Raw genomic sequence first — 21,828 nt, 5'->3', positions numbered from 1 at the left:
AGACGCCCGTCCCCACCCGAGTCCTCGCCCTCGACTCCGTCCGCGTCCGGAGCTGAAACTGAGCGGGAGCCGGAGCGGCCGGTTCAGCCCGGCGGTACCGACGGCAGCGGAGGTTCGTGATGCCGCTCTGGCTGGAGTTGCTGATCCGGGTCGGCGGGGTGGTCGCCGCGTTCCTGATCCTGCCGCTGGTCGTGGGGCAGGCCGAACACAAGGTGATGGCGCACATGCAGGGCCGGCTCGGCCCGATGTACGCGGGCGGGTTCCACGGCTGGGCCCAGCTCATCGCCGACGGGGTCAAGTTCGTGCAGAAGGAGGACATCACGCCCCGGGAGGCGGACCGGGCGGTGTTCCGGCTCGCGCCCGTGGTGGCGCTGGTGCCGTACCTGCTGGCCCTGCTGGTCATCCCGCTCGGCCCGAACGACCTGGTCGGGCAGCCGCTGGACATCGGGCTGTTCTTCGTGCTCGCGGTGGTGGGGATCGGGGTGGTGGCCGTACTGATGTCGGCCTGGGCCTCGGCCAACAAGTACAGCCTGCTCGGTGGGATCCGGGGCGCGGCACAGCTGCTCGGCTACGAACTGCCGCTGGTGCTCGCGGCGGCCAGCGTGGCGATGGCCGCCGGTACGTTGAGCCTGCCCGGCATCGTCACCGCCTGGGAGCCGTGGTGGCTGCTCTGGCAGGCGCCAGCGATGATCGTCTTCTTCATCGCCGGGGTCGCCGAGATCCGCCGCCCGCCGTTCGACATGCCGATCGCCGACTCCGAGCTGGTCTTCGGGTACATGACCGAGTACACCGGCCTGCGGTTCGCGTTCTTCCTGCTAGCCGAGTACGTCGGGATCGTGGTGATCGCCGCGCTGACCACCGTGCTCTTCCTCGGCGGCTGGCAGGGGCCGTTCGGCGACGAGTACCTCGGCTGGCTCTGGACCCTGATCAAGGTGTTCCTGGTCTCGTTCGTGATCATCTGGTTCCGGGTGACGTACCCGCGTCTGCGGGAGGACCAGTTGCAGCGGCTCTGCTGGCTGGTACTGGTGCCGGTGGCGCTCGCGCAGCTCGTCCTGACCGTCGGAGTCCGACTGGCCCTCGACTGACTGGCACATCCGGCCAGCGCCCCCTGCGGCGACCGCTACCCGATCGGTCCGGGATCGTGGAGTCGGGCCGTCGTTGCCGCGACGGTCCGACTCCACGACCCCGGATCTCGACTTTCGGCCTCGGAACTCAGGGGTGGTCCGATGCCGGGGGATCGGGGAGCGGCAATGGGTTTTGCCGGCACCATTCCATCGCCACCGCGCCCTTGAAGCACCGGCCCTCCGGACCGGCCCGCTCGCCGCACGCCTGACATAACCCGCCGATCATCCGATGCCGCCGTAGCACCTCGACCAGGTGTGTCCAGACGACCTCGGGTGGAATCGGTTCACCACCGGCCGCGACGTCCAGGTGGCCAGTGAGAATCAATGCCTCTCGGGAGTCGAGTCGCTCCACCAGCCCCGCATCTCCTCGTCGCGGTGCGCCCGGTGGTGACCGGGCGGCAGTACACAGGTGTGGCCGTTCGTCGGGTCGGCCGCGCCGCACTCCGGGTCCGGAGCGCGCGGTGGCTCGGCGCCCTCAACCACGTCGCCAGATGTCACGCAGGTTCCTTCCGGATGACTCTGCGGGCGGATGCGGGCCCGTCCGCGTGGACAGCTCGTTCCGGGCTGGTACGGCGCCACTCAGTCGTCGCTCGGCGACTTCACGGATCCAGCACCATCCCGACTCGCCCACCGCGCAGTCGCAGCTCGGGCAGTGGCCGTTCAGGGGTACGTGCCGGTCGGCGACGTCGGCCATCGCCTCCAACTCGGCCCCGGCGGGTACGGCCTCGCGCGTGCCGAACAGAGCGCCGGAGTCAGCAGTCAACCGCATCGTCGGGGGTCCTTTCCGTCCGTCGCCGTGGCTTCCATCGAGCAGTGTGCGGCTCCCGGGTGGGGACCCCACACCCTCGTTGTCCGTCGTGGATGTCCCGACTCCGGCCGAGTGGACAGGAAGCGACTGCTGACGGAGCAGAGCCGGGCCTGCTATACGGCGTAGCCTTACTATACGGTGTAGCCCTGCGGTCCCATCCCGTGAGGACTTGGAGACTCCGCCCATGTACGGACTTGACGGCCCAGCACTGCTACTCATGCCGGCACTGTGGTTGATCGTCGGCAGCAGACCGACCCGATGGCGGTGCGCGGCGGCACTCGCCGTCAACGCCGTGTTCCTGGTGGAGGTGCTCGGCGATCTCGCCTGGTTCCTCGACCACGACAAGCGGTGGCTGCACGTCGCACTGACGATGCTGCCCGCCGCTGCGGTCTGCGGCTGGACGCTGCCTCGGCTGATCCGCACGCGGGAGTCCCACTGGCCACACCAGCCGTGGCTGGCCGTACCGGCGAAAGGCGCCGCGCTCTGCGCCGTGCTGAACCTCTACTTCGCCGTGGTACCGCACGAGCGGATCACCCCCGCCGTGCTGGCCGCTCCGCTCGTTCCCGCCGCCGCGGTGTTCCTGGCGATCGTGCTGCTGTCACTGCGCGACCACCCGCGCGGACGCCTTGCGAGGGCCAGCCTGGGAATCGGCCTGGCGCTCGCCCTGGTAGTGGCCCTCGGAGCCGCTGCCATGACCACCAGCACCGTGACCGGATACGCCGCGAACGACCTGGCCGAGGCCCGCACTCGGGCCGTACGGGTTCCGGTCCGCACCGGCAGGGTCGCCACCGAAGGTGACAACCTCTACTTCGAGGTACGGGGATCAGGCCCACCCCTGCTGATGATCGGCGGAGCCCAGGGCGATGCGGGCTTCTACACCTATCCGGCGGCATTGCTGGCCGACGAGTACCAGGTCATCACCTACGACCGGCGGGGCCACTCCCGCAGTACCCGCAACACGACCAGCTTCGACATCGCCCAGCAGGCCCGCGACGCGCTGGCCGTGCTCCGGGCGGCCGGACACGACACCGCCATCGTCTTCGGCAACAGCGCGGGCGCGATAATCGCGCTCGAACTGGCCGCCCGCTACCCCGAGGCCGTCACCGCCGTCATCGCCCACGAACCGCCGATGATCGCCCTTGAGCCGGACCGCAAGTCGCTCGCGTTCTTCGCCGCCGTCGGTCGCACATCGCGTCTCTTCGGTGCCGAGGCAGGCATGTTCATGTTCTCCATGCCGGTCGGCCTCCCCTTCGCCGCCTACGGCAGCATCCCGGCAGACTTCAGCACCCGCACGGCGGAGAGCCAGGCCTACTTCGTCGAACAGGAGATGCAGGACTTCGTCAGCTACCGGCCCGACCTCGTGGCGCTCAAGGCCGGCAAGGTGCCCATCGTCCCTGCGGTCGGCGTGACCACCCAGGCCACCAACAGGTACTACGGCCGGCCCGCCGGGATTCTCGCCGAGCGCCTCGACGTACCGCTGGTGGTCTTTCCCGGTCATCACATGTCGTACTTCGACCTGCCACGGTCGTGGACCGAAGCGCTCCGCGGCACGCTCCATCGCACCACGAGCGTGCCGGGACGTTAATCTCGACGGCATGACACGGCGCCCCAACAGCGGGAATCCACTTGGCGCCGACGCCGAGGGTCGGCCGGTCCGCCGGGCGCTCACCCGCGAGTACATCATCCGGATAGCGCTGGCGATGCTCGACCGCGACGGCGTCGAGGGGCTCTCGATGCGCAAACTCGGCGCCGAATTGGGCGTCAACCCGATGGCGTTCTACCACCACCTCCCCAACAAGTCCGCGCTCTTCGACGGCGTCGTCGAGGCGGTCTTCGGCGAGGTCACCGTCGGCCTCGACACCCTGAACCGGGAAGATAGCTGGCGCGAGCAGCTTGTCGCCCTCATGTGCCAGTTCCGTACCGTGCTGCGCCAGCACCCGAACGTGCTGCTGGTGTTGGCGACCCGGCCCAGCTACGCGCCGTCGCTGATGGCTTTCGGCGACCGCACGATCGGGCTGCTGCGCGACGTCGGATTCACCGAGCACGACCTGCTGATAATGATCAGCTCACTGCGCTCCTACACCATCGGGCAACTCCTCGTCGAGGTCGGCCAGCCCGTCGGCGGCCCGACCACCGCTCCGGACGAGGCCGCCGCGCTCATCTCGCACTACCCCAACCTGGCCAAGGCCGTTGCTGGCGGCTACGACCCAGACGCCCACTACGAACTCACCCTGCAAGCCATGCTCGACGGCTTCGAACAGCGACTACGCCGCTCGAAGAGCTGAGCCGCCAAGGCCGAACCGTCCGGATCGCCGGTGGGCCGCTCCTTGTCGCGGGTGGCTGGCGGGTCACCCAGAGCCACGGTACCGCCTCAACTGGTCGGGGGTGGTCGCGCCGGGGCGGCCGACACGGCAGGATGGGGCGCATGAGCGAGCGCAGCGCGGCGGCGCCAGGTACCGGCGGGGCGCGGGCATGAGCATCCCGGGCGAGGGGCTGGCGAAGGGGCTGGCCGTCACCCTGAAGACGATGACCCGTCGCTCGCACACCCAGCAGTACCCGGACGTCGCCCCCGAGCTGCCGCCGCGCTCCCGGGGCGTCATCGCGCTGTCGGAGGAGAACTGCACGGTCTGCATGCTCTGCGCCCGGGAGTGCCCGGACTGGTGCATCTACATCGACTCCCACAAGGAGGAGGTCGCGGTGCCCGGGGCGGCCCGGCCGCGTCAGCGCAACGTGCTGGACAAGTTCGACATCGACTTCTCGCTCTGCATGTACTGCGGCATCTGCATCGAGGTCTGCCCCTTCGACGCGCTCTTCTGGTCCCCGGAGTTCGAGTACGCCGAGTACGACATCCGGAACCTGCTGCACGACAAGGAGCACCTCGGGGAGTGGATGGCCACCGTGCCGCCGCCGCCCGCGCACGACCCGAACGGTGAGCCGGCGAAGGAGGAGGCCGCCGCGCGCAAGGCCGCCACCTCCGGCGCGGCCGGGGACCGGTCGGCCGGCCCGGCGGTACGCCCCCAGCGCTCCGCCCGCCCCGCACCCACCCGTCCGACGGCCGACGGTCCGACATCTGCTCCGCCAGCGGTCGCCGGTCCGACATCTGCTCCGCCAGCGGTCGATGGCCCGACGTCGGTTCCACCAGCGGTCGATGGTCCGACGTCGGCTCCGCCAGCGGGTGAGGAGCCGCCGTGACGGCCGCGGACGTACTGATGATCGCCCTGGGAGCGGTCGCGGTCGGTGCCGGCGTGCTGGTGGTCGCCACCCGGCACCTGGTCCGGGCCGGCCTCTACCTGGTGGTCTGCCTCGGCGCGGTCGCCGGGCTCTACCTGGTACTCACCGCCGAGCTGGTGGCCTGGGTGCAGTTGCTGATCTACGTCGGCGCGGTCGTGGTGCTGCTGCTCTTCGCGGTGATGCTGACCCGGGCACCGATCGGCGCCGCCGACGACCTCGACCGTCCCGGCTGGCCGGCCGCGCTGATCGGCGGCGGGACCGGGCTGGGCCTGGCCGCCCTGCTGGTCGACGCGTTCCGCTGGTCCACAGTCGACCTGCCGGAGCCGGGGACGGCCGAGCAGTTGGGCGCCGAGCTCTTCCAGTCCTGGGTACTGCCGTTCGAGGTGCTCTCCGTACTGCTGCTCTCCGCCCTGGTCGGGGCGATCGCGATCAGCGTACGGATTCCGGGGCGGCGGCAATGAGACCCGTCATCCCGTACGTCATCGCCGCCGCCCTCTTCGGGCTGGGCGTGTACGGCGTACTGCGCCGCCGCAACGCCGTACTGGTGCTGATGGCGGTCGAGCTGATGCTCAACGCGGTCAATCTGCTCCTGGTCACCGCGAACGCGGCACCGCTGCACGCGGCCCTCGGTACGGCGGCACCGGCCGGCACCCCCGAGACCGGTGCGCTGCCGTTCACCGGACAGGCGTTCACGCTCTTCGTCATCGTGATCGCCGCTGCCGAGGTCGGGGTGGGGCTGGCGATCGTGCTCCAGCTCTACCGGCTGCGTGGCACGGTGGCGATCGACGACGTACGCCTCGACGAGCACACCCCCGACGCCGGCCCACGCGGGATCATGGACGCGCCAGCGAGGACGGGAGCGGCAACGGCGGTGGCGACGGGGCCAGCGGGTGGACGGTCGACCGGACCGAAGACAGGGCCGTCGACGGGGCCGGTCCGATGACTGGCGCGCAGACGCTCGGCGCGCTGCTGCCGGCCGTACCCTTCGGGCTGGCCCTGGTCGGACTGCTGCTGCCGCAGCGGTCCCGGGCGGTCGCGGCCGGCCTCGGCATCGGCGGCGCGGCGGCGGCGCTGGTCTGTGCGGTGGCGCTCGCCATCACGATCGACCATGGCGGCACCGAGTCGACCGCCGAGTGGATCGATTTCGGCGGGCTGTCGGTCACGCTCGGCGTCCGGCTCGACCCGGCCGCCGCGCTGGTGGCGGTCGCGGTGGCGGTGGTGGCGCTGGCCGTCCAGGTCTACTCGGTCGGCTACCTGCACGACGACGACCGCTACGCCCCGTACGCGGCGCAGATCAGCCTCTTCACCGCCGCGATGCTGCTGGTGGTGGTAGCCGGTGACCTGATCATGCTGCTGGTCGGCTGGGAGGTGATGGGCATCTGCTCCTATCTCCTCATCGGTCACGACCGCCGGCTGCCGGAGGCACCGGCCGCCGCCGTGAAGGCGTTCCTGGTGACCCGGGTCGGGGACGTCGGCTTCCTGCTCGGCATCGTGGTGCTCGGCGTCTCGGCCGGCAGTTTCCGGATCTCCGACGTGCTGGCCCACGACTTCAGCCCCGGTACGCTGACCGCCGCCTGCCTGCTGCTGCTCGCCGGGGTGGCCGGAAAGAGCGCCCAGTTCCCGCTGCACACCTGGTTGCCGGACGCGATGGCCGGCCCAACCCCGATCTCGGCGCTGATCCACGCCGCCACGATGGTGGCGGCCGGGATCTACGCGGTGACCCGGCTCTTCCCACTCTTCGAACGGGCACCGGCCGCGCTGGCCGTACTCGGGGTGATGGCCGCGATCACCCTGCTGCTCGGTGCGCTGGCCGCCACCGCGCAGGACGACATCAAGCGGGTACTGGCCTGGTCGACGGTCTCCCAACTCGGCTACATGGCCGGGGCGCTCGCCGTCGGTTCGCCGCCCGCCGCGCTGTTCCACCTGCTCAGCCACGCCGCGTTCAAGGCGCTGCTGTTCCTCGCCGCCGGAGCGGTGATCCACGCCGTCGGCAGCAACCTGATGTCCGCGATGGGCGGGCTGCGCCGGCCGATGCCGGTGACCTTCTGGTGTACCGCGATCGGGCTCGGCGCGCTGGCCGGGGTGCCGCCGCTGGCCGGGTTCTGGAGCAAGGACGGCATCCTGGTCGTCGCCGAGCAGGCGGCCCGGCACCACACCGGCCCGGCGCCCGCCTGGGTCGGCTGGCTGGTCTGGATCACCGGGCTGGTCGGGGTCGGGCTGACCGCCTGGTACGCCGCCCGCCTGTTGCTGCGTACCTTCCTCGGCGCGTCCCGCGCCCAGACCCATCCGATGGACGACTCCGCCGGCATCGACGCGCCGGCCACCGCACCCGCGCACACCCCGATCGGGGCGCCGCACGATCCGCCCGGACTGATGCGCTGGCCGGTACTGCTGCTCACGGTGCCGAGCGTGGCGCTCGGCTTCGCGGTCTTCGTGCCCCCGTTCCGGTCCGCGCTCGCCCTGGACGAGGCACACCTGGACGCCTTCCTGATCATCCCGGTGGCGCTGCTGCTGCTCGGCGCGGGGCTCGCCTGGTGGCGTTGGCGGGCCGATCCGGCCGCCGACCCGGCGACCGGCCTGGGGCCGCTGCGCCCGGCCTTCGCCCAGGCCTTCTGGCTCGACGAGGTCCAGCACGCGCTCGTCGTACGTCCGGTGCGGGCGCTCGGCCGGCTCGCCCGCCGGATCGACGAGACGGTGGTGGACGGCGCCGTCGAGGGGACCGGTCGGGGTACGGCGGGTCTGGGCGGCGGGCTGGACCTGCTGCACCGGGCCGGGGTACCCCGGGCGGTGGTCGCGGTGCTGGCCGGGGCCCTGCTGCTCGGCATCGCCGCCGTGGCGCTGGGGGGCTCCGCATGAGCCGACGGAGCGGGGTACCGGGATGAGCCTCGGCGCGATCGGACTGGTCGCCGTACTGGCGCTGCCCGCACTGGGCGCGGCGGTGCTCGCCGTACTGCCGGCCCGGGTCGACCGGGCAGCCCGGATCACCGGTACGGCCTTCGCGGCGGTCGCCTTCGTACTCAGTGTGCTGTTGGCGCTCGGCGCGGACGGCAACTGGTTCGGCTACCGTCCGCGTGGCGCCGGCGGACCCGGCGTACGGCCCTGGCACGACCTCGACCTGACCTGGGTACCCGGTCTCGACCTGCGGTTCCACCTCGGGGTCGACGGAGTGTCCTATCCGCTCGTGGTGCTGACCGCGCTGCTGACGCTGCTCTGCTGCGCGTACACGGCGTGGCGGGTGCCGGCGCCGGGGCGGGGCCGGACCCTGGTCGCACTGCTGCTGGTCGTCGAGGTCGGCATCCTGGGCACCTTCCTCGCTCTCGACCTCGTGCTCTTCTTCCTCTTCTTCGAGGTCGTACTGCTGCCGATGTACGCGATCATCGCGATCTGGGGTGGCGAGGACCGGCGGCACGCGGCCCGGAAGTTCGCCCTCTACACCCTCTTCGGCTCGGTGCTGCTGCTGGTCGGCGTCTTCACCGTGGTCACCGCCGCCGGCACCGCCGACCTGGTCGACCTGACCGGCGGCGGCGAGCTGTCCCGGGGTACCCAGTTGGCCGCGTTCACCCTGCTCGCGATCGCGTTCGCGGTGAAGAGTCCGCTCTGGCCGCTGCACTCCTGGCTGCCGGACGCGCACACCCAGGCGCCGACCGTGGGCAGCGTCATCCTGGCCGGGGTACTGCTGAAGATGGGCACGTACGGGCTGATCCGGGTCGCGGTCGGAGTCGCGCCGGAGGGGGCCAGGTGGGCCGCGCCGGTGCTCGGTACGCTCGCGGTGGCGGCGATCATCGTCGGCTCGCTGGTCTGCCTGGCGCAGAGCGAGTTGAAGCGGCTGATCGCGTACTCCAGCGTCGGGCACATGGGTTTCGTGCTGCTCGGGGTCGCCACGCTGACCGCCACCGGCATCCAGGCCGCCCTGATCGGCAACATCGCGCACGGCGTCATCACCGGCCTGCTCTTCTTCCTCGCCGGGGCGATCAAGGACCGGACGCACACCGGGTCGCTGGCCGAGCTGGGCGGGCTGCGGGAGAGCACACCCCGGTTGGCCGGGCTGCTCGGCTTCGCCGCGATCGCCTCACTCGGGCTGCCCGGTCTCGCCGGGTTCTGGGGGGAGGCGTTCGCGGTGGTCGCCGCGTGGCGGGTCGGCGGGCCGTTCTGGACCACGCTGGCCGTACTCGCGGCGCTGGGCGGGGCGCTGACGGCGGCGTACCTGCTCCGGCTGCTGCGCCGGGTCACCCACGGTCCGACGACACCGGCGGTTCTGACCCTGACGCCGGGACTGGCCGGAGCCGAGCTGGCCGCCTGGGGACCGCTGGTGCTGCTCGCCCTCGCGATCGGGTTGGCCCCGACCCTGGTGCTCGGCTACGCCGAGGTGCCGGTCGGGGCACTGCTGGAGGCGATCCGATGAGCACCGTTCTCCGGTGGATCCCGTGATCCAGACCGTCGACAACGTGGCGCTGCTGCCGGCGTACCTGGCGGCCGGCACCGCCGTACTCGTGCTGCTGGCCGACCTGCTGATCGCCCGGCGCGGCGCGACGGTGGCGGTCTTCGCCGCCGGGGCCGTCGCCACCGCGCTCGGCGCGGTCCTGGTCGGCGCCGCCGGTACCCGCCGGACGTTCTGTGTCGGCGACGCCTGCTCCTACCTGGCCGGTGGCCGGGCGGCCGTGGTCGGCTGCCTGTTCGCGCTGCTCACCCTCGGTGTGCTGGCGCTCTCCGCGCCGCTGCTGCGGGCCGGCGAGGTGCCGTCGGGGGAGTACTGCTTCCTGCTCGCCTGCTCGATGACCGGCGGCGTGGTCCTCGGCGCGGCCGGTGACCTGATCACCCTGGTCGTGGCGCTGGAGACGCTGACGCTGCCGCTGTACGTGCTGGTCGGGCTCCGGCACCGCAGTGTGGCCGGCGCCGAGGCGGCACTGACCTTCTTCGTGGTGAGTGTGGTGGCGACCGCGGTGACCCTGCTCGGCGCCGCGCTGCTCTACGCGGTCACCGGCGTGGTGCACCTGAGCCGGCTCGGCACCGTCTTCGGAGTCGACGGGTCGGCGGTCAACCCGTCCGGCGGGGCGGTGCTCAACCCGTCCGGTGGGGCGGTGGCGGCCGATCCGGGGCTGCTGGACCTGCCGCTCACCGTGGCCGCGGTCGCGCTGGTGGTGCTCGGGCTGGCTTTCAAGGTGGCGGCGGTGCCGTTCCACGCGTGGGCCCCGGCCACCTATGACGGGGCGCCGGTTCCGGTGGCCGCGTACCTCTCCACCGCCTCGAAGCTCGGTGGCGTGGTCGCACTGCTCGCGGTCACCGCGATCGCGCTGCCGGCGAGCGTGTCCGGTCCGGTGCTGGCGGCGGTGGCCGTACTCACCATGACCGTCGGGAACCTGGTCGCGCTGCGGCAGCGCCGGATGGTCCGGCTGCTGGCCTGGTCCTCGGTGGCCCAGGCCGGCTACATCGTCGCCCCGCTGGGCGCCCTGGCGTTGTCCGCCGGCCGGACCCCGGAGGCACTCGACACGGCGGTGGCCGCCGCGGTGGCGTACACGATCTTCTACGTGGTGTTGGAACTGGCCGCGTTCGCCGCCGTCGTCGCGCTGCGCCCGGCGGTGGCGGACGGTGGCGAGATCGAGGACTACCGGGGCGCGGCCCGGCGCCGGCCCTGGGTCGGTGCGGCGTTCGTGCTCGCGCTGGTCGGGCTGGCCGGGCTGCCGCCGGGGCTGGCCGGACTCTTCGCGAAGGTCACCATCGTGCGATCGCTGCTGGACGGCGGAGCCGGCTGGCTCGGCCTGGTGGTGGCGCTGAACGCGGTGGTCGGGCTCGCCTACTACCTACGGGTCGCCGCGACGCTCTACGCGCCGGAGCCGGTGGCGCCCCGGGCCGGGGATGCCGCCGCCGCCCCGGTCGTCCCGGCCGATCCCGGTGCCCCGGCCCTGCCGGTCGACGCACCGGTGCCGGCCACCGGCCCGGTCCGGCCGAGCTGGGCGGTCGTCGCCGCGCTGGCCGTCGCCACCCTGGTCGCGATCGTCGTCGGGTTCGCCCCACAACTTCTCCTGGACGTCGCCGGACTGTGACAATCGTTCGCGTTCCCAGGTAACTCACAGTCATATCTGGATTGTTGACGGGGTACCCCGTTGTTGAACCGGTCAGCGGGTCCACCTACCCGCGCACCGAAGGAGTTACCGTGCATAGCCATCACAACCGGCTCAAGACGGCCGCGCTACTTGGCCTGCTCACCGCTCTGATCCTCGGCGTCGGTTACGGGTTCGGCGGAGGTGGCGGTCTGGTGATCGCCGTACTGCTCTCGCTGGCGATGAACGCCGGCAGCTACTTCTGGTCGGACAAGCTCGCGCTGCGGTCGATGCGGGCGAAACCGGTCACCGAGGCCGAGTTCCCCGCGCTCTACCAGATGGTCCGGGAGCTGGCCACCGAGGCCGGCCAGCCGATGCCCCGGCTGTACGTCAGCCCGACCATGCAGCCCAACGCGTTCGCCACGGGGCGTAACCCCCAGCACGCGGCGGTCGCGGTGACGACGGGCATCACGCAGATCCTGGACTACCGGGAGCTGCGGGGCGTCATCGGTCACGAGCTGTCCCACGTCTACAACCGGGACATCCTGATCTCCAGCGTCGCCGCCGGCCTGGCCGGCATCATCACCACGCTCGCCTACCTGGCCTGGTTCATTCCGCTGGGCGGTGGGGACGACGAGGACTCGCCGAACCCGGCGGCCCTGCTGTTGATGCTGATCCTCGGCCCGATCGCGGCCTCGGTGATCCAGCTGGCGATCAGCCGTAACCGGGAGTTCCAGGCGGACGCCTCCGGCGCGACGCTGACCAAGGACCCGCTGGCCCTCGCCAGCGCCCTCCGGAAGATCCACAACGGGACCCAGCGGATGCCGTTGCCGGCCGACAACCGGCTGACCAGCACCGCCCACCTGATGATCGACAACCCGTTCAAGGGTGGCGGGATGGCCAGCCTCTTCTCCACCCACCCGAAGATGGAGGAGCGGGTACGCCGCCTGGAGCAGATGGCCGCCAACAGCGGTCCGGTCCAGTTCCAGCGCTGACCTGCCCCCGTTCCCTCTCCCCACAGCCAGTCGGCCCCCGGCTCCTACGGAAGTAGCCGGGGGCCGGCTTTTGTGTGCGCCCGCCCCCGCGAGGTCCTTTGGCGTGGTCCTGGTGGCGGTGGTACGCGTGGTGACGTAGCGCCTAATCCGGTTCAACCCGTGCAGGGCTCACGTTAGGGTCGGTAGGTCTTCCGCTCGTTACCCGTACGACCGACCCGAGGGGGTTCCACCCGTGACCGCGCTGCGTCAGTACCTGGGAGTCTGGCGAATTCCAGGTGCGCCGATGCTGCTGATCGCCGGCATCATCGGCAGACTCGGCATCGGCATGACCCCACTGGCGCTGCTGCTGGTCGTCGAACAGGTCACCGGCCGGTACGCACTGGCCGCCGTCGCCGGTGGGGTGTACGCGCTCGCGGGTGCCGCGCTCAGCCCGATCGCCGGCCGGATCGCGGACCGGATCGGGCCGAGCCGGGTACTACTGATCACCGCCGTGGCCCATCCGGTGGCGCTGATCGGACTGCTGCTCGCCAGCCGCGCCGGCTCGGACGGACTGACGCTGATCTTCGTCGCCTCGGCGGTGGCCGGGGCGACGTACCCACCGTTGACCGCCGCCATCCGGGGCGCCTGGAACGACCTGACCGACCCCGCCTCCGGCCGGTACGCCCTGCGCAACACCGCACTCGCCGCCGAGACGTCCCTGTTCGAGCTGGTCTTCGTGATCGGCCCGACACTGGTCGCGGTCTTCATACTGGTGGCCGACGCCGCGGCGGCGCTGATCGGAGCGGCGGTGGTCACACTGGCCGGTACGGCGATCGTCGCCCTCGGCCCGGTGATGCGCGGCTGGCGCCCGCATCCGACCGACAGCCACGCCAAGGGACTCGGCCCGCTGCGGGTCGGTGGATTCCCCGCCCTGCTGTTCTGCGTCGCCGGCCTCGGCATCGCGTTCGGCGCGGCCGGGGTGGCCGTTCCGGCGTACGCCTCCGGGCACGACGTGGACAACGCGGAGAGCGTGGCCGGGATCCTGCTCGCGATGTGGGGCACCGGCAGCGCGATCGGCGGGATCTGGTTCGGCACCCGCAAACCGTCCCGCAACGCCGCACGGCAGTTCGCCCAACTGCTCGGCCTGCTCGCGGCCACCTTCGCGGTCTTCGCGGTGATGCCCGGCCCGGTCGCGCTCGGCATCGCGCTGGTGGTCGGCGGTGCGACCATCGCACCCGCGCTCACCCTGGAGAACACCATGGTCGGGCGGATCTCGCCGGCCAGCATGCTCAACGAGGCGTACACCTGGGTCGTCACCGTGGCGGTGGCGGCCAGCGCCGCGGGTGGCGCCGGAGCCGGGGTCCTGGCCGACCAGGTCGGCGTACCGTGGGCGTTCCTCTTCGCCGGTGCGGCGGTGGCGGCCGCCGCGGTGGTCGCGGCGATGCCCGCCGGCTCGATCGCCCGAGCCGAGGCACTTGCCGAGGTACGCATGGAGCAGGCCCTCGCCGCCGACCCGACGTAGTTAGTCCTCCCCGCAGTCCGGCACCCCGAACACGTGCTGCGGGCCAATCGCAACAGTGTTCCTGCGTGTACCGTCCGGAGTGGCGGCTCGTCGGCGCGGCGGCCGACGGGACGCCACCCAGACCGCAACCTGGGAGCGTCGATGCCTGAAGCCACTGACTCGGGATTCGCTGCCGTGTTACGCCGGTTGCGCACCGAACGGGACATGTCGCTACGCGAACTGGCCCGGGTGGCGTACTACGGCAAGAGCTACCTGCACGAGCTGGAGACCGGCGTGAAACAACCCACGCCGCAGGCGGCCCGGCGGCTCGATGACGCCCTCGGCGCGGGCGGCGAGCTCGTGGCGATGGCCGCGACGGGCATGCGGCGGCGGGAGGTCATCGCCCGAGCCGGGCTGGCCGTTGCCCTGCCACAGACGATCCTGAGCCATGGCCGCCGAGTCGGTGCCGAGGTGCCCCACCAGATCGCCGCTCGGACCGCCCGGCTCCGGCGGCTCGACGACTACCTCGGCGGAGCGGACACGTTCGCGATGTACGCGGCCGAGCTGGACTCGACCCTGCGACTTCTCAGGGACGGTAGCTACCCGGACACCACCGGCCGCGCGCTGCTCTCCGTCTTCGCCGAGCAGGCGCAGATGGCCGGCTGGGCGGCGTTCGACGCGGGACGCTACGGGGACGCGGAGCAGATGTACCGGACCAGCCTCGCCGTAGCCCACGACGCCGGAAACCCGTCGCTCGCCGGCAACGCCATGGTGTTTCTCGCCTACCAGGAATTGGCGCTCGGTCGCTCCGGGACGGACACGATCGCCGCAGCGTGCGACATCGCCGAGGCGGCGGCGACCCCTGCCGTGCGGGCGCTGCTGCACCTGCGTCGGGCCTGGATCCACGCTGTCAACGGACAGGCGGACGACACGGAACGGCTTCTCGCCCTCGCCGAGACGTGCCTGACCGAGCAGGACGACCGGCCCGAACCCGACTGGGTGTACTGGGTGGACCGCCGGGAGGCGGAGATCATGACCGGCCGATGCTGGGCTGTGCTGCGTCGACCAGTACGGGCCATCGCCGTTCTCGAAGCTGTGCTCGGGCGCTACGAGGACACCCACGCCCGCGACAAGGCGCTGTACCTGTCCTGGCTGGCCGACGCCTACCTGGACGCGAACGAGGTCGAGCAGGGGTGCACGGTCGCCGAGCGGGCGGTTCGACTCTCCGCCGACGTGGGCTCGATCCGCCCCGGCCAGCGAATCGAAGCGTTCGTCGGCCGCCTCGGCCCCTATACGGCGATGCCCTGCGTCACCAGGCTGCGCGGCTTGGTCAGTGACCAGACCCGTCGGCGACGGACTCGGACAGCCAACTCAGACAGGCCGGAGATCCCGCCACGATCGGGGTAGCGGTCACCTGCGGGTTGTCCCAGGGATGACGGTCCAGCAGCGCCGCTTCCAGCTCCGCGTAGCGAGCGGTCGTGGTGTAGAGGAGCAGCCGCCACTCTTCCCCGGTGCCCTGCTCGCCGAGGTGCCAGAACACAGACGTCACCGGGCCGATCACCTGCGCGTTGCCGGCCAGCCGTGCCCCAATGGCGTACTCGGCGAGCGCCAACGCCGCTTCGCGGGTCGCGGTCGCGGTGGCCACCTGGAGATAGTCGGTCACCCGGGCAGCCTAGCCGTCCGGCTGTCCGCGGACAGCCGGCGATAGCGGGGGCGGACAGTCAGAGGACACGCCGACGACCCCACTCGGGTCTGACGCCGTACAGGCTGTTCGAAGGCGCGCGGGCGGTGTTTCGTCGCATCAGTCGCAACCCGCGCGGTGGGACGCGTTGATCGGTACGCGTCCCGGCCGGCCCGGGGGTTCCATCCCCCGGAGCCCAGGGCCGGCGCCGAATCAGGTGGAGAGTGGCGCTCCGTGATCGGGGATCCGGGGCGCCACGACCGGGAAGGAGCGTGGCGTGCGGATACTGACGAGGCTGAGGGCCCGATGGCGAGCGGCGGTCGACGCCCGGCGGGCAGCAGCGCCGCCGGCCCGACCGCGCGTTGAAGTGTGGTGGCGGGAGCATCCCCGGGGCCCGTGGCGGCCCGGCTGGGGGCCGTACGAGTGAGCCCACAGGAGAGCGCGCCGGGGCTGGCCATCGACTGGGCGTGGGCCACGATCACCGCGCACGCCGAGGGACGGCACTGCGGCGGCTGCCGGGACGCCTGGTGCCCGACAGCCGAGTGGGCGCTGTGGGTCGTCATCACGGACCGGGTCGTTCCGGCGGACCGCCGGCAGCTCGTCACCGTCGTGGCGCGGCAGACAATGACGGCGCACTGGCCGCGCGGGGTTGACGGCTGCCGGCCGTGTGGCCTGCCGGACTGCGGCCGGATCCAGCTCGCCGGGACCTGGCTGGAGGTCGTCCAGGACGGCTACGTTCCGCCGTCGGTCGCGATCCTGATGCCGTCTGCGACTCCGACAGCCGAGGACCTGCGCCGGATTACCGGCATGGAGTAGCCCCGCCCCTCGGCGAGCGGCGGGGGAGGGCCCGGCCCTGGCGGCGGCGCCATCATGCGTTGCGCCCGATCGGTGCCCGTGATCTTGGCGGCCGGCTCCGGCGCAGGCCACGGGCACGGATCGGGCGGATATCAGCGGTAGTTGGTGAACTGGAGCGCGAGGCCGAAGTCCTCGGTCTTCAGCAGGGAGATGATGGCCTGGAGGTCGTCCTTCTTCTTGCCGGTCACCCGAAGCTGGTCGCCCTGGATCTGCGCCTGTACGCCCTTGGGGCCCTCGTCGCGGATCTTCTTGCTGATCGCCTTGGCCTTGTCGGAGTCGATGCCCTGGATGACCTTGCAGTCGATCTTGTGCACCTTGCCGGACGGGCGCGCCTCGCCGGCGTCCAGGGACTTCAGCGAGATGTTCCGCTTCACCAGCTTCTCTTTGAAGACCTCCAGGGCCGCCTTGACCCGCTCCTCGGTCTCGGCCTGGAGGCTGATCCCCTCCTCGCCCGACCAGGAGATGTCGGCGCCGGTGCCACGGAAGTCGAAGCGGGTGGAGAGCTCCTTCTCCGTCTGCCGGAGGGCGTTGTCGATCTCCTGCCGGTCGACCTTGCTGACGATGTCGAACGACGGGTTCGCTGCCATGATCCGCTCCTGCTGTATACGACATGAAGGTAGGCCGGTGCCGCCGGGCGGCGGTCCGACATGCCGACCGTACCCGCTTGCGCGACTGCCCGATGCAACCGCTATCCTTGCTTCCGCTGCCGCGTTGTACGTGGCGGCACGCCCTGGCGGGTTGCCCGAGCGGCCAATGGGAGCGGACTGTAAATCCGTCGCGAAAGCTTCAGAGGTTCGAATCCTCTACCCGCCACCAGGTGCAAGAAGAGGCCCCTGACCAGCGCGAACGCCGGTCAGGGGCCTCTTCTGCGAGTCCCGCTCAGTCTCGCCCCGAACCGCTCGATCTCGCTCGTCGTGTCGCATACGTGTCGCCGAGATCAGCGCGGTTTGGCCTGCTCGGGCGGCGGCGTCTCTTCGGGCTTCGACTGAGCTAATGCCGTCTCGATCTGGCGTCGCGCCGCTTCCTCTTGGCCGTAGACGCACCGGGCGTAGACCCGCATGAGAACGTGCACGCTGTGTTCGGCCCATTCGGCTACCTGGGTCGCCGGTATCCCGGCGTTGAGCCAGAGCGACACAGCGGCGTGCCGTAGGTCGTACGGCCGGCGTGCCAGCGGGGAGCGCTGCTGGACCGGGGTGAGGACCATTGCCCGCGCGTCGCGCCACGCTTTCCCGTAGGTGTTGTTCGGGATCGGCTGGCCGGCGGTCGGGGACGTAGCGGCCACCGGGACCGCGACGGGTCACAGACCAGCGTGCAGCGTCTTCGCGGGCTATGCCGCGCCGCAGATCGCGGCTGAGCTGGTCGACATACTCCGGAGACTTGACGCCGAGATGTCGGCGCAGCTTGCCAGCAGCGTGGCCCCTGGAGGTGCCGCGCTGGCTCGGCTCCTCCGGCGACCAGGGAACTTACGAAGGCGTAGAGGAAGCGCTCTGTGCGGCAGAGCGGCTGGACGACATGCGGCTCACCGCCGACTCGCTCTGGCTCAACGCCGGCGTCCCGGCAACCGAGGTCGCCCGGCGACTCGGGCAGCAGCGTCGCGGTCCTGCTCTGCGTCTACACGAACTGCATCGATGGCGCGACGCCGGAATCAATGACGCGTCGGCGGTGCTCTCGACAACTCATAAACAGGGTAAACGATGACAAGTGCTCCCGAAGCGTACTGAAACAAGCCAGAAGAATTCATAGCCTTCTGTGGCATTGCGAAGTGTCCAGTATTGACGTAGCCCTGCTGTAGCTTGTTGATGACTATCGACCCACAGAAGGAAAGTTTTCATGACCGATGTCAGCGTTCCTGATGCTCGGAAGGTTTTCGTCATCCATGGCAGGAACGAATCTGCCCGAAAAGCCCTGTTTGCCTTCTTGCGGTCAATCGGACTCACTCCAATCGAGTGGTCTCAGGCACTTGAACTGACGGGCAAGGGTTCGCCTTATATCGGAGAGGTCCTGGATGCGGCCTTTGGTGCGGCTCAGGCGGTAGTTGTGCTTGAAACGCCTGACGATATTGCCTATCTGCATCCGAGCTTGACCTACGACGGCGACCCGGACACTGAGCCGAAAGGTCAGCCGCGCCCAAACGTTCTCTTCGAGGCTGGCATGGCGATGGGGCGCGCCCCGGAACGCACAATTATCGTGGAACTCGGCCAAGTTCGCGTATTCAGTGACATTCATGGACGGCATGTTGTTCGGCTCAACAACACCGTGTCAAGACGCCAAGATCTTGCAGAACGGCTGCGGACTGCTGGATGCACAGTGGACATCTCCGGACGAGACTGGCACGAGGCCGGAGAATTGGAGCCGCCCGCAGCGCCCGGAAAAGGGCTTCCCTTAGGAAGGAAGTTGCCGTCGTCCAGCGCTCCGACTGCACCCCGTCTCGACGCCAGGGTCATCGATAACGGTAGTAGAAAATTCGGTGCCATCGAAATCACAAATCATGGCCCCGGCGATGTTTACGATCTTGACGTGAGTGCCGACGCTGACATTCTCCTTCATAAGGAGAGTAGCGAGTTTCCCGTACCGAAGCTTCCTGGAGGCAAGTCCGTACGCGTGAGGCGCATGCCCCGCACCATGGGCAGTAGGTCCACGTCGTACTTCACTATCAATGTCATCGGCAAGACTGTCGATGGCATTGCCATCGATGAAGAGCTATTTCTAAGCGAGTAGAAAATGGATATTTCGATACAACTTCCACTCGATGTCGATGGTTTCCTTCGCCGTGAGTGTCCTCACTGCGAGCAGCAGTTTAAGTGGCACAACGGACCGGCCAACGAGGAGGCTGAGGGCCACGGGCCACCGCCGTCGTATTTCTGCCCCCACTGCGGTGTACCCGCGGACCACGACTCCTGGTGGACTCACGAACAACTCGACTTCATCCACGGCTCGGCGAGCCCAGCGATCATGCGGTCCCTACAGGACGAGCTGGAACAGACCTTCAGGAGATCCAAGTACATCTCCTTCAAGGCCGAAGGTGACACACCAAACGTCCCTGTGGCACTGGTCGAGCTCGATGACATGCACATCATCACCTCGCCCTGTCACGCCTACGAGCCGATCAAGGTGCCCGATGGCAGTGGCCCGTACCACTGTCTCGTCTGCGGTTCAAGGTTCGCGGTGTAGCAGCTCGGTAGGAGCCACCCGTGGGAGCATGAGGGAACACTGGCCCACCGGGCTAGAAGATCGACAGAGAGCCTGGTAGACGGCATCCGCCCAGTCAAGGTCGAGTGCTCCCTGTAAATCCGTCGCGAAGCTTCAGAGGTTCGAATCCCCTATCCGCCAGAAGGTGCACAAAGAGGGCCCCTGACCAGCGCGAACGCTGGCCAGGGGCCTCTTTCGTGAGTCCCGCTCAGTCTCGGTCTAACCCACTCGATCTCGCTGGCCGTGTCGCATACGTGTCGCCGCGGCGACGCCTTGCCACCACGCGACACCATAGGCCGGTGGCATGGGAATGGTTGTCTCCGGTGGCGACCGGGGTTGTAGGTCTCGCGGGCATCGTTGGAAGCGTGTGGACGGCGGCTTCCGCTCGAAGGAGCCAGGAGCGGGTTCTGAATGACCAGTTTGACAGCGAGGCCCGCCGCCAGCTTCGGGTGGACAAGCAAGCTCTGTACATCAAGACCCTCGACGTGTTCACAAGTGCCGTCGAGACGTCCATCCGACGAAGCTCGCTTGAGCGGGCAGTCGAACAGTCGCCTGAACAGGTAGCCGAGATCCGTGAGCTAACTGACAAGCAACTCTCTCAGTTTATGGCGATTGGTCGGCTTCGTTCTGAGATCGCGGTTCTGGCTGGTTTAGCTATGTCGGCCGAGTACCAGAGGGTGGTCAGCGTGGTAGGCGAGTTCACCAGGCAGGGGCAGAAGGGCGATGTGAAGGAAGTGACCGCCGCGCTCGCCGGCCTCAGCATGGTCATGCATGAGGACCTAAGGCACGGCTAGCGTATTAAAGGGTGATGCCTCCCTCTCGCAATGCTGCCTCGATACGGCGGCGGGCGGCTTCCTCCTGGCCGTAGACGCACTTCGCGTACACCCGCATCAGGACGTGCACGCTGTGCCCGGCCCACTCGGCAACCTGCGTCGCCGGTACCCCGGCGTTGAGCCAGAGCGAGACAGCGGCGTGACGTAGGTCATACGGACGCCGAGCGAGCGGCGAGCGCTGCTGAGCCGATGTGAGGACCACTGCCCGCGCGTCGCGCCAAGCTTTCCCGTAGGTGTTGTTCGGAATCGGCTGGCCGGCCGTCGGGACGTAGCGGCCACCGGGACCGCGACGGGTCACGAACAGTCGGCCGTTCGCACCTGGCGGGTACTCCCTGATATGGCGGTCAAGGAGGCACACCAGTGGAGGTGGCACGGGCACGTCCCGGGTGGCTGTCTTCGCCCGGTGCTTGAGTCCACGCCGCTCCGTGGTGCTGTCTCCGTCACCCCAATCGCGACCCACGGCGACCGTCGAGCCGGTCAGGTGCAGCACCCCCCACCCGCCACGCCGCTTGGGCCGTTCGTACTCGTCATCGCGAAGGTGAAGCACTTCTTCCGGGCGCAGCGCCGAGTAGTACATGCACCCGAAGAACGCTTCCAGTTCGGGCACGCTGCGCCCCACCTCGGCGAGTAGTGCCCGTGCCTGGTCGGGGTTGACCACGGCCCGTCGGTCGATCTCATCGGCTGTCTTCGGGGCAGTCCAACTAACCAGGGACATCGGGTGCGTATCGAGTAGCCGCAGCTCTACGGCGTACTTGAGCGCGCCGGAGAAGACGGCCCGCTTTCGGGCGATCGTGCTGGGTGACGCGGGCGCGCCGTCCATCCGCAGCGAGAGCGTGTCGAGTGCCTTACGGACCAGTGCGGCATCGGTGAGCGCGGCCAGGTCGACCGTGTTGCCCTTGAGCCAGCGCACGGCGGCGGCCAGGTCGGCGGGCGGCTCCCCGGCGTCCCGGCGGGTCTTGTTGAACACCCACCCGTACAGCGCGGCACGTAGTGCCTTGTCGTTGGGCACGCCCCGGTCTGTCGCCAACAGGGCCGGCGTGACGGTGGCCAGCGTCTCGGCGATGCCCTTACGGTGCTTGGCCGATGCCCGGGGCCACTTCATGTCGACGTACGCCACTGCGTGGTCGTACCAGGAACGGGTGTTGGCGGCGCGCGCCATGGGCTCAGACAGACCGGTGGCCGCATCGAACGCCACGCCTTCGCGTTGCGCCACAACCAATTTCGACCGGAAGCTCTCGGCGAGAGCGCGGGTCGCGAACGTCTTGCGGAACGCCCGGCCGGCAACCTTCCACCGGACCACGTACGAATAGCCCTTGGCGAGTTGGTTTTTCAGGATGCCGTGCACCCGCACGTCGTAGGTGCTCATGCTGCCTCCTCGTGGTCGTTGAGCCAGGTGTCTAGGTCGCGGCGACGGACGTAGAGGCTGCCGTTGGGGTATTTGATGGTTCGGGGTGCGCGGCCGGTGGCCTTCCAGCGGAAGAAGGTCGACCGAGGTACGCGCAGTTCGTCCAGGACTTCAGTGAGGGTGAGCAGGTTGCCGGTGGGGATGGTGCGCTGCGGTAGGGCGGTCATCGGCGGGTGTCCTCCCTCGGGG

The 21,828-nt window shown here is 69.8% G+C and carries 22 protein-coding genes and 1 tRNA gene; 17 read left to right on the top strand and 6 right to left on the bottom strand.

The features are described from left to right. Positions 1 to 119 precede the first annotated feature (119 nt). Positions 120 to 1,085, top strand: coding sequence for an NADH-quinone oxidoreductase subunit NuoH (gene nuoH, locus H4W31_RS04395; protein WP_192765472.1), 966 nt, complete (start codon positions 120 to 122; stop codon positions 1,083 to 1,085). Positions 1,086 to 1,445: 360 nt separating this feature from the next. On the opposite strand, the gene H4W31_RS04390 is transcribed toward nuoH, so the two are convergent. After that, a complete protein-coding gene (locus H4W31_RS04390; protein WP_192765471.1) occupies positions 1,446 to 1,622 on the bottom strand; it encodes a hypothetical protein in 177 nt (58 codons plus the stop codon). Positions 1,623 to 2,116: 494 nt separating this feature from the next. Here H4W31_RS04390 and H4W31_RS04385 point away from each other — a divergent pair, with 494 nt between their 5' ends. From H4W31_RS04385 to H4W31_RS04335, 11 genes are all read left to right on the top strand, one after another. Continuing rightward, complete coding sequence (locus H4W31_RS04385; RefSeq protein WP_192765470.1) at positions 2,117 to 3,517, top strand: alpha/beta fold hydrolase; 1,401 nt, start codon at positions 2,117 to 2,119, stop codon at positions 3,515 to 3,517. A gap of 10 nt (positions 3,518 to 3,527) precedes the next feature. Next, positions 3,528 to 4,217: a TetR/AcrR family transcriptional regulator gene (locus H4W31_RS04380; protein ID WP_192765469.1), complete on the top strand. Its 690-nt coding sequence runs from the start codon at positions 3,528 to 3,530 to the stop codon at positions 4,215 to 4,217. A gap of 187 nt (positions 4,218 to 4,404) precedes the next feature. Beyond that, the gene (locus H4W31_RS04375) at positions 4,405 to 5,124 is read left to right on the top strand and encodes a NuoI/complex I 23 kDa subunit family protein (RefSeq protein ID WP_192765468.1); all 720 of its coding nucleotides are present in this window, start codon (positions 4,405 to 4,407) and stop codon (positions 5,122 to 5,124) included. Beyond that, on the top strand, positions 5,121 to 5,624 hold the full coding sequence (locus H4W31_RS04370; RefSeq protein WP_192765467.1) for an NADH-quinone oxidoreductase subunit J family protein: 504 nt from the start codon (positions 5,121 to 5,123) through the stop codon (positions 5,622 to 5,624). Before H4W31_RS04375 ends, H4W31_RS04370 begins: the two co-directional genes overlap by 4 nt. Continuing rightward, positions 5,621 to 6,106 (top strand): NADH-quinone oxidoreductase subunit NuoK, encoded by a 486-nt coding sequence (nuoK, locus tag H4W31_RS04365; protein ID WP_192765466.1) that lies wholly within the window; start codon positions 5,621 to 5,623, stop codon positions 6,104 to 6,106. Before H4W31_RS04370 ends, nuoK begins: the two co-directional genes overlap by 4 nt. Beyond that, positions 6,103 to 8,019 carry an NADH-quinone oxidoreductase subunit 5 family protein gene (locus H4W31_RS04360; RefSeq protein WP_192765465.1) on the top strand — a complete coding sequence of 639 codons (1,917 nt, stop codon included), beginning with the start codon at positions 6,103 to 6,105 and terminating at the stop codon, positions 8,017 to 8,019. The genes nuoK and H4W31_RS04360 overlap by 4 nt, the downstream gene beginning before the upstream one ends. Before the next feature lie 22 nt (positions 8,020 to 8,041). Next, the gene (locus H4W31_RS04355; protein ID WP_192765464.1) at positions 8,042 to 9,565 is read left to right on the top strand and encodes a complex I subunit 4 family protein; all 1,524 of its coding nucleotides are present in this window, start codon (positions 8,042 to 8,044) and stop codon (positions 9,563 to 9,565) included. Positions 9,566 to 9,578: 13 nt separating this feature from the next. Continuing rightward, on the top strand, positions 9,579 to 11,204 hold the full coding sequence (locus tag H4W31_RS04350; RefSeq protein ID WP_318783015.1) for an NADH-quinone oxidoreductase subunit N: 1,626 nt from the start codon (positions 9,579 to 9,581) through the stop codon (positions 11,202 to 11,204). A 110-nt stretch (positions 11,205 to 11,314) separates the two neighbouring features. Then, the gene (gene htpX, locus H4W31_RS04345) at positions 11,315 to 12,196 is read left to right on the top strand and encodes a zinc metalloprotease HtpX (protein WP_192765463.1); all 882 of its coding nucleotides are present in this window, start codon (positions 11,315 to 11,317) and stop codon (positions 12,194 to 12,196) included. Positions 12,197 to 12,428: 232 nt separating this feature from the next. Continuing rightward, positions 12,429 to 13,697 (top strand): MFS transporter, encoded by a 1,269-nt coding sequence (locus tag H4W31_RS04340; protein WP_192765462.1) that lies wholly within the window; start codon positions 12,429 to 12,431, stop codon positions 13,695 to 13,697. A gap of 141 nt (positions 13,698 to 13,838) precedes the next feature. Then, positions 13,839 to 15,083: a helix-turn-helix domain-containing protein gene (locus tag H4W31_RS04335; RefSeq protein WP_192765461.1), complete on the top strand. Its 1,245-nt coding sequence runs from the start codon at positions 13,839 to 13,841 to the stop codon at positions 15,081 to 15,083. Here the strand turns inward: H4W31_RS04335 and cutA are convergent. Then, positions 15,007 to 15,339, bottom strand: coding sequence for a divalent-cation tolerance protein CutA (cutA, locus tag H4W31_RS04330; protein ID WP_192765460.1), 333 nt, complete (start codon positions 15,337 to 15,339; stop codon positions 15,007 to 15,009). The two genes, H4W31_RS04335 and cutA, sit on opposite strands and share 77 nt — an antisense overlap. A gap of 441 nt (positions 15,340 to 15,780) precedes the next feature. On the opposite strand from cutA, the gene H4W31_RS04325 reads away from it, so the two are divergent. Beyond that, positions 15,781 to 16,173 (top strand): hypothetical protein, encoded by a 393-nt coding sequence (locus H4W31_RS04325; RefSeq protein WP_192765459.1) that lies wholly within the window; start codon positions 15,781 to 15,783, stop codon positions 16,171 to 16,173. Positions 16,174 to 16,304: 131 nt separating this feature from the next. On the opposite strand, the gene H4W31_RS04320 is transcribed toward H4W31_RS04325, so the two are convergent. After that, positions 16,305 to 16,799 (bottom strand): YajQ family cyclic di-GMP-binding protein, encoded by a 495-nt coding sequence (locus H4W31_RS04320; protein ID WP_192765458.1) that lies wholly within the window; start codon positions 16,797 to 16,799, stop codon positions 16,305 to 16,307. A gap of 145 nt (positions 16,800 to 16,944) precedes the next feature. Here H4W31_RS04320 and H4W31_RS04315 point away from each other — a divergent pair. Next, positions 16,945 to 17,028 (top strand) — tRNA-Tyr (locus H4W31_RS04315). Positions 17,029 to 17,149: 121 nt separating this feature from the next. On the opposite strand, the gene H4W31_RS04310 is transcribed toward H4W31_RS04315, so the two are convergent. Continuing rightward, positions 17,150 to 17,494 (bottom strand): site-specific integrase, encoded by a 345-nt coding sequence (locus H4W31_RS04310; protein WP_318783014.1) that lies wholly within the window; start codon positions 17,492 to 17,494, stop codon positions 17,150 to 17,152. Positions 17,495 to 18,042: 548 nt separating this feature from the next. On the opposite strand from H4W31_RS04310, the gene H4W31_RS04305 reads away from it, so the two are divergent. From H4W31_RS04305 to H4W31_RS04295, 3 genes are all read left to right on the top strand, one after another. After that, complete coding sequence (locus tag H4W31_RS04305; RefSeq protein WP_192765457.1) at positions 18,043 to 18,930, top strand: TIR domain-containing protein; 888 nt, start codon at positions 18,043 to 18,045, stop codon at positions 18,928 to 18,930. 3 nt (positions 18,931 to 18,933) lie between these two features. Further along, positions 18,934 to 19,383, top strand: a complete 450-nt coding sequence (locus H4W31_RS04300; RefSeq protein ID WP_192765456.1) for a hypothetical protein — start codon at positions 18,934 to 18,936, stop codon at positions 19,381 to 19,383. Positions 19,384 to 19,700: 317 nt separating this feature from the next. Beyond that, complete coding sequence (locus tag H4W31_RS04295) at positions 19,701 to 20,195, top strand: hypothetical protein (protein ID WP_192765455.1); 495 nt, start codon at positions 19,701 to 19,703, stop codon at positions 20,193 to 20,195. A 4-nt stretch (positions 20,196 to 20,199) separates the two neighbouring features. On the opposite strand, the gene H4W31_RS04290 is transcribed toward H4W31_RS04295, so the two are convergent. Together H4W31_RS04290 and H4W31_RS04285 are read right to left on the bottom strand one after the other, a co-directional pair. After that, entirely contained in the window at positions 20,200 to 21,600 is a 1,401-nt protein-coding gene (locus tag H4W31_RS04290; RefSeq protein ID WP_192765454.1) for a tyrosine-type recombinase/integrase, read from the bottom strand. Beyond that, positions 21,597 to 21,806, bottom strand: coding sequence for a helix-turn-helix transcriptional regulator (locus tag H4W31_RS04285; RefSeq protein ID WP_192765453.1), 210 nt, complete (start codon positions 21,804 to 21,806; stop codon positions 21,597 to 21,599). The genes H4W31_RS04290 and H4W31_RS04285 overlap by 4 nt, the downstream gene beginning before the upstream one ends. Positions 21,807 to 21,828: the final 22 nt, after the last annotated feature.

This window comes from Plantactinospora soyae (assembly GCF_014874095.1).
Taxonomy (GTDB): domain Bacteria; phylum Actinomycetota; class Actinomycetes; order Mycobacteriales; family Micromonosporaceae; genus Plantactinospora; species Plantactinospora soyae.
This window is presented reverse-complemented; position numbering and strand designations above follow the sequence as displayed.